Annotated in this window: 5 protein-coding genes and 2 pseudogenes; 1 reads left to right on the top strand and 6 read right to left on the bottom strand. The window is 73.0% G+C overall.

Going from position 1 to position 5,643, the window contains the following annotated elements; translation table 11 throughout:
- The 6 genes and pseudogenes from HMPREF3086_RS19695 to HMPREF3086_RS15330 form a co-directional block, all read right to left on the bottom strand.
- Positions 1-567 (bottom strand): annotated as a pseudogene (locus HMPREF3086_RS19695) (nitrite reductase); the annotation flags it as partial.
- Complete coding sequence (locus tag HMPREF3086_RS19690; RefSeq protein ID WP_243699683.1) at positions 564-1,292, bottom strand: hypothetical protein; 729 nt, start codon at positions 1,290-1,292, stop codon at positions 564-566. The pseudogene HMPREF3086_RS19695 and the gene HMPREF3086_RS19690, both read right to left, overlap by 4 nt.
- Before the next feature lie 76 nt (positions 1,293-1,368).
- Positions 1,369-2,169: a molybdate ABC transporter substrate-binding protein gene (locus HMPREF3086_RS15345; protein ID WP_061914248.1), complete on the bottom strand. Its 801-nt coding sequence runs from the start codon at positions 2,167-2,169 to the stop codon at positions 1,369-1,371.
- Positions 2,170-2,172: 3 nt separating this feature from the next.
- Positions 2,173-2,454 (bottom strand): MoaD/ThiS family protein, encoded by a 282-nt coding sequence (locus HMPREF3086_RS15340; RefSeq protein ID WP_232303011.1) that lies wholly within the window; start codon positions 2,452-2,454, stop codon positions 2,173-2,175.
- 31 nt (positions 2,455-2,485) lie between these two features.
- Positions 2,486-3,556, bottom strand: coding sequence for a GTP 3',8-cyclase MoaA (gene moaA / locus HMPREF3086_RS15335; RefSeq protein ID WP_061914252.1), 1,071 nt, complete (start codon positions 3,554-3,556; stop codon positions 2,486-2,488).
- 54 nt (positions 3,557-3,610) lie between these two features.
- Complete coding sequence (locus tag HMPREF3086_RS15330) at positions 3,611-4,984, bottom strand: uracil-xanthine permease family protein (protein WP_061914278.1); 1,374 nt, start codon at positions 4,982-4,984, stop codon at positions 3,611-3,613.
- A 139-nt stretch (positions 4,985-5,123) separates the two neighbouring features.
- Between HMPREF3086_RS15330 and HMPREF3086_RS15325 the strand changes: the two are divergent.
- Positions 5,124-5,643: pseudogene (locus HMPREF3086_RS15325) on the top strand (molybdopterin molybdenumtransferase MoeA); the annotation flags it as partial.

Genomic DNA, 5,643 nt, shown 5'->3' with positions numbered 1-5,643 from the left:
GGGGGCGATCTCCGCGCGGGCCGTGTCCGCCGTGACCCGGGCGGGCTTCTCCCCGGCCTCCCGCGCCGCTGCGGCCGCGCGGATCACCCGCAACTGCGCGCGGACGGCCCGGATCATCACGGGCAGGAACAGGACGAACCCCACGAACGCCAGCAGTGAGCCGACGACCCGCGTCCAGCTGGTCCCGCCAGGCGCGAGGAAGACGGTCAGCCCGGCGTTGACCAGGACCAGGCGGAACGCCGCGAGGCGGTTCATCTCGACCATCCCCGCGCGCACGGCCGCAGGCCCCCCGCGCATCACGGTGGGCATGAGGAAGCTCATGGCGCCGAACAGGATCTGGGCGGCGGCGCCGGCGAGCAGCGGGGCGGTCACGTCGCCCAGGTCGGCCATTCGGCCGGTGGCGACGAGCCACGTGGCCCATCCCAGCGCGATCGGCAGCCACACCAGCCCGCAGGCGATGCTCATCGAGGCGAACTCCCGCGGCGGCGCGCTGCGTGCGGCGCGGACCAGGTACACCAGGTGCCACAGCACGGCCAGCAGATACGCGCCCAACGCCACGGCGATCACCGGCTCCGCCCTGCGAGCGAGGCTCCCGCCGCCGCGACGACCGCCGCCGCCATGACGGCCAGGGAACGGATCGCCGCGGTGTCCTGGCCCCGCGCCATCGGGGTGCGCAGGACCGTGGCCCAGAAGGTGACCAGCGTGGTGAGGACCGTGATGCCGACGAATCCCAGGACGTTGACGGCGAGGTGGAACGCCCGCAGGCGCACGCCCCACTCCTCGTCGACGCCGACCCCCATGACCGCGCCAGCGACGGCCCCGGCCGGCAGGAACGCCGCCGCGACCGCGTAATACCGCACGATCGGCCGGAACCGGGTCGGGGCGGCCGCGCGGATCTGCCGGACGAGATCCACCACGTACCAGGCGACCGCTCCGCCGACGACCGTCGCGCCGGCGACGATCGCGATCGGCCACGCCCCGATCATCCCCGCGACCAACGCCACGATCCCCGCGTTGAGGACCATGATCCTGCGCACCTGGACCGCCCTCGACTCCTCCGCGGGCCGCTGGTGCAGCAGCGTCTCGGTGAAGTGCTGGCCCCAGACGAGGATCGAGTTGGTGAGCAGGCCCAGCGTGAAGACGTGGATGATCGTCCACGTGGACGCGGGCACCCACCGGTGCACCACGCCCAGCACCACCAGCGCGATCATCCACACCTGCACCGGCCGGGTCGCCCGCCGGTGCCACGATCCCGTCCGCCGGGACGGGGAGCGGGGCGCCGAAGTGCTCATATCGCCGAGTCTAGGCCCGGCCAAATACCTTCCCGACGTGCGGATTTTCCGCGGCCGACGGGGGGATTCCCCGCGATCACTGCGGCAGCGGGGCCAGCCCGGTGTTCTCGAGGGCGCGTCGGCCCCGGTCGGAGACGACCAGTTCCAAAAAATCGTCCGTCGCCGCGCGCTCCCCCTCCGAGTCGGCCCCCTCCTCGCCGCGCACGACCCTGGCCACGGAGTACCGCGTGGTCCCCGCCGTCTGGGCGAGTTCGCGGTCCCGCTGGTCGACCTCGACCTGCGCGACCCAGCCGTGCGAGGCGGCGACGTCGGTCCGGTAGACGATGCCCACGTCGTTGTCGGCCAGGCGCGCGGCGAGGGCGCGCGAGCCCGAGTCGCGTTCGACGCCCGGCGGCTCGACGCCCGCGGCGGACAGCAGCGTCTCCGCGGCCTTCCCGCACGGCACGTCCATCGCGCACAGCCCGACCCGCAGGTCCGGGCGTTCGAGGTCGCGCAGCCCCGTGATCCGGCGCGGGTTCCCGGACGGCACGGCCACCACGACGTGGTTGCGGGCGAAGACGCGGGGGTCGACCGCCACGCCGGCGTCCACCACCTGCTGCATGGCCTCCTCGCTCGCGGAGGCGAAGATGTTGATGTCGTCACGCCCCGGCAGCCCGGCGGCGATCGTGTCCGACCGGCCCAGCTCGAGGCTGACGGTGACCCCGGGATGCTCGTCCTCGAAGATGTCGATCATCTCCGTGAACGCCGCGGTCAACGACGGGGCGGCCGCGACCCCGATGGTCGTGGTCTCGTCCTCGGGTTCCTGCGTCGCGCAGGCACCGACCACCGTGCACGCCAGGGCGATCGTCAGCACGCCGACCCCCCGGCTCCGGTTCATCGCTCAGCCGCCGGCGAACGGGGGCAGTACATCGACGGCGGAGACGCCGTCGATCGGGGTCTTCGGATCCCGGGTGGTCTCGTCGCCCACTAGGAAGGAGGACACCGTGACGATGCTGGCGAGCGGCTCACCGTGCCGCTCGCACACCTCCCGCGCCAGCTCCCCGACGGTGGTGGCGTGGGTGTGCAGTCGTTCGCGGGCGGTACCGGCGGCGTCCTCCGCCGCGGCGTAGTAGCCCACGGTGATCACCCGCGGCGCCCGTCCCACATCCGGTGTGCTGCTCACATCATCAACTCTATCGCTCGACACTGACACGTCAACCACCAATAGCTCCCATCGACCGCCGCGGCCTGTGGAAGGCAGTACCGCCGATCCCGTGCCCGGCCTGCTTGCCCCACATCGCGCCCCGCCAGATCTCCGCGACCTCGGAGTCCGGGGCGCCCGAGCGCAGCACGCCGAGCACGTCGGTCTCGTCGTCACTGAACAGGCACGACCGCACCGTTCCCTCGGCGGTGAGCCGGGTACGGTCGCAGGCCGCGCAGAAGTTGCGGGTCACGGTCGCGATCACCCCGACCGTAGCGGGCGCGCCCCCGACCGTGTGGCCGGCGACCCGCCACAGCTCGGCCGGCGCGGACGGGTCCTCGCGCCCCGCGGGGACCAGCTCGAACCGGGTCCGCAGGGAGTCCAGCACGTCGGCGGCGGTGACCATCTCCGCGCGTGACCAGGTGGCCTCGGCGTCGAGGGGCATCTCCTCGATGAACCGCAGCTGCACGCCCTCGGCGAGCGCCCACTCCAGCAGGTCGGGCGCGCCGTGCAGGGTCGCGCGCAGCGGCACCGCGTTGACCTTGACCGGATCCAGCCCTGCCTCGACGGCGGCCCGCACGCCGCGCAGGACCGAGGGCAGCCGGTCGCGGCGGGTCAGCTCGGCGAACTCGGCGCGGTCGACCGTGTCCAGCGAGATGTTGATGCGGTCCAGCCCGGCCTCGACGAGCCGACCGACGCGGTGCTCGAGGCCGACCCCGTTGGAGGTCATGGCGATGGGCAGGTCCGGGCAGGCCTCACGGGTGCCGGCGATGATGCGCTCGAGGTCGGACCGCATGAGCGGCTCGCCCCCGGTGAAGCGGACCTCGTGCACCCCCAGCTCGCGGTGCGCCAGCGCCACCAACCGGATCACCTCGTCGGCCGTCATCCGCGCGGCGTCGGGGATCGGCGGCAGCCCCTCCTCGGGCATGCAGTACGTGCAGCGCAGCGAGCACTTCTCGGTCAACGAGACCCGCAGGTCCCGGGCGACGCGGCCGAAGGAGTCGACGAGCAGCGGCGTCGCGGGGCGTGTGTGCGGGCCCGCGCCCGGTGCGCGGCGGGTGTCCGGGACGGTCACGGCGGCCACCTCCCCTCTAAGGTGTAGGTGGCCCCGAGTGTAGGGGCCCGCGCCGTGCCCCGCTCACTCGTCCTCCGGCCGCCGTTCCAGCGCGGTGACGTCCGGGGTGGGCCCCAGCAGCGTGAGTTCGTGGATCTCGTCGCGCTCGGCCTGGCCGCGCAGCTGCGGCGCGATCGCCCGTCCCAGGTGGTAACCCAGGACCACCACCAGGGTACCCAGGGCGATGCCGCCGAGCTGGAAGTCGTCGGTGATCTGCAGGGTCGTGTCGCCGATCGCGATCACCACACCCGCCGCGACCGGCACGAGGTTCAACGGATTGCCGAAGTCGACCCGGTTCTCCTTCCAGATCTTGGCGCCGAGCAGGCCGATCATCCCGTAGAGCACCACCGTGATGCCGCCCAGCACACCGCCCGGGGTCGCGGAGATCACCGCACCCAGCTTGGGGGAACACCCCAGCACGATCGCGGTCAGCGCGGCCACCACGTACGCGGCCGTCGAGTACACCTTGGTCGCGGCCATCACACCGATGTTCTCGGCGTACGTCGTCGTCGCCGACCCGCCGAACGACGTGGCCAGCACGGTCCCCGCACCGTCCGCGGCGAGGGCGCGGCCCATCAGGCCGTCGGTCTCGGTCCGCGTGATCTCCCCGATCGCCTTGACGTGCCCGGCGTTCTCGGCGATGAGCGCGATTACGCCCGGCACCACCAGCAGCACGAACGCCAGCGAGAAGCTCGGCGCGTGGATGCCGACCACGCCGGCGGCCTCGTCGGTCATCGGCGGCAGCCCGATCCACGGCGCGTCCCACACGCCCGACCAGTCGACGCGCAGGTGCTCGGCCACCTCACCGGAGCCGGCGTCGAGGGAGGTGATCGGGCCGGTGGCCAGGTCCAGCACCCAGGACAGGCCGTAGCCGAAGATGAGGGCGAGGAAGATCGCGATCCGCCCCGCGAAGCCCTTGAGCCCGACGGTCATGAGGATCAGCACGACCATCACCGCCAGCGCGACCCACTGGTCCTGGGGCCAGTACGTCTCGGCGACGACCGGAGCGAGGTTGAAGCCGAGCAGCATGACGACCGCGCCGGTGACCACGGGCGGCAGCACCGCCGTGACCACGCGGCCGCCGACGAGATGGACGACGACGCCCACGACCAGCAGCGTCGCGCCCGCCACGAGCATCGCGCCGGTGACCTCGGCGCTCGTGCCGCCCTGCGCGCGGATCGCCGCGACCGCGCCGACGAATGCCACGGACGTGCCGAGGTAGCTGGGCACCTGTCCCTTGACCACGGCGAGGAACAGCAGGGTGCACACGCCGGAGAAGAGGATCGCCAGCTGCGGGTTGAGGCCCATGATGATGGGGAACACGAACGTCGCGCCGAACATCGACACCACGTGCTGCGCGCCGATCCCGATGGTGCGCGGCCAGCTCAGCCGCTCCATGGGGGCGACCACCTCACCGGGTCGGATGTTCCTGCCGTCGCCGTGTACCGACCAGAGACCCACGTCTTCCCCACTCTCGCTGCGTCCGGCCGCACCCGCGCGCGCCGTAGGCACAGTACAACGCGGTTACCGTGGGGACATGAGTTCCCTGCCCGACCGGCCCGACCGTCCGTCCCCCGCCGAGTACCGCGAGCTGCTGCGCGCGCACCTGGCGCCGGTGTTGGAGCGGGCGGCGCGGAGCACGCACCTTCCGCTGGCGGCGTGCGCGGACTCGGTCCTGGCGGTGCCGTTGCGGGCGTCGGTGGACCTGCCGCTGTTCGTGAACTCGCAGATGGACGGCTACGCGGTGCGGTCGGTGGACATCGCCGGGGCGGGGCCGGATTCGCCGGCGCGGCTGCGGGTGGTCGGGGCGGTGCACGCCGGTGACGGTCGGGGTCACGGGGTCGACGACGACGAGGCCTGCAAGGTGATGACCGGCGCGCCCGTGCCCGAGGGCGCGGATTGTGTGGTGCCGGTCGAGGACACGAGGGTGAGCGACACCGACCCCACTGCGGTGCTGGTGGTGGCGCCGCGGTCGCCGGGCGAGTTCATCCGCCGCCCGGGGGACGACGTCCGCGCCGGCGACGTGGTGATCGACGCCGGGGTGCGGCTGGCGGCGC

The sequence above is a fragment of the Dietzia sp. HMSC21D01 genome, from assembly GCF_001815995.1.
GTDB lineage: Bacteria > Actinomycetota > Actinomycetes > Mycobacteriales > Mycobacteriaceae > Dietzia > Dietzia cinnamea.
The sequence above is the reverse complement of the archived record's forward strand: the minus strand, read 5'-3'. Positions and strand labels throughout refer to the sequence as shown.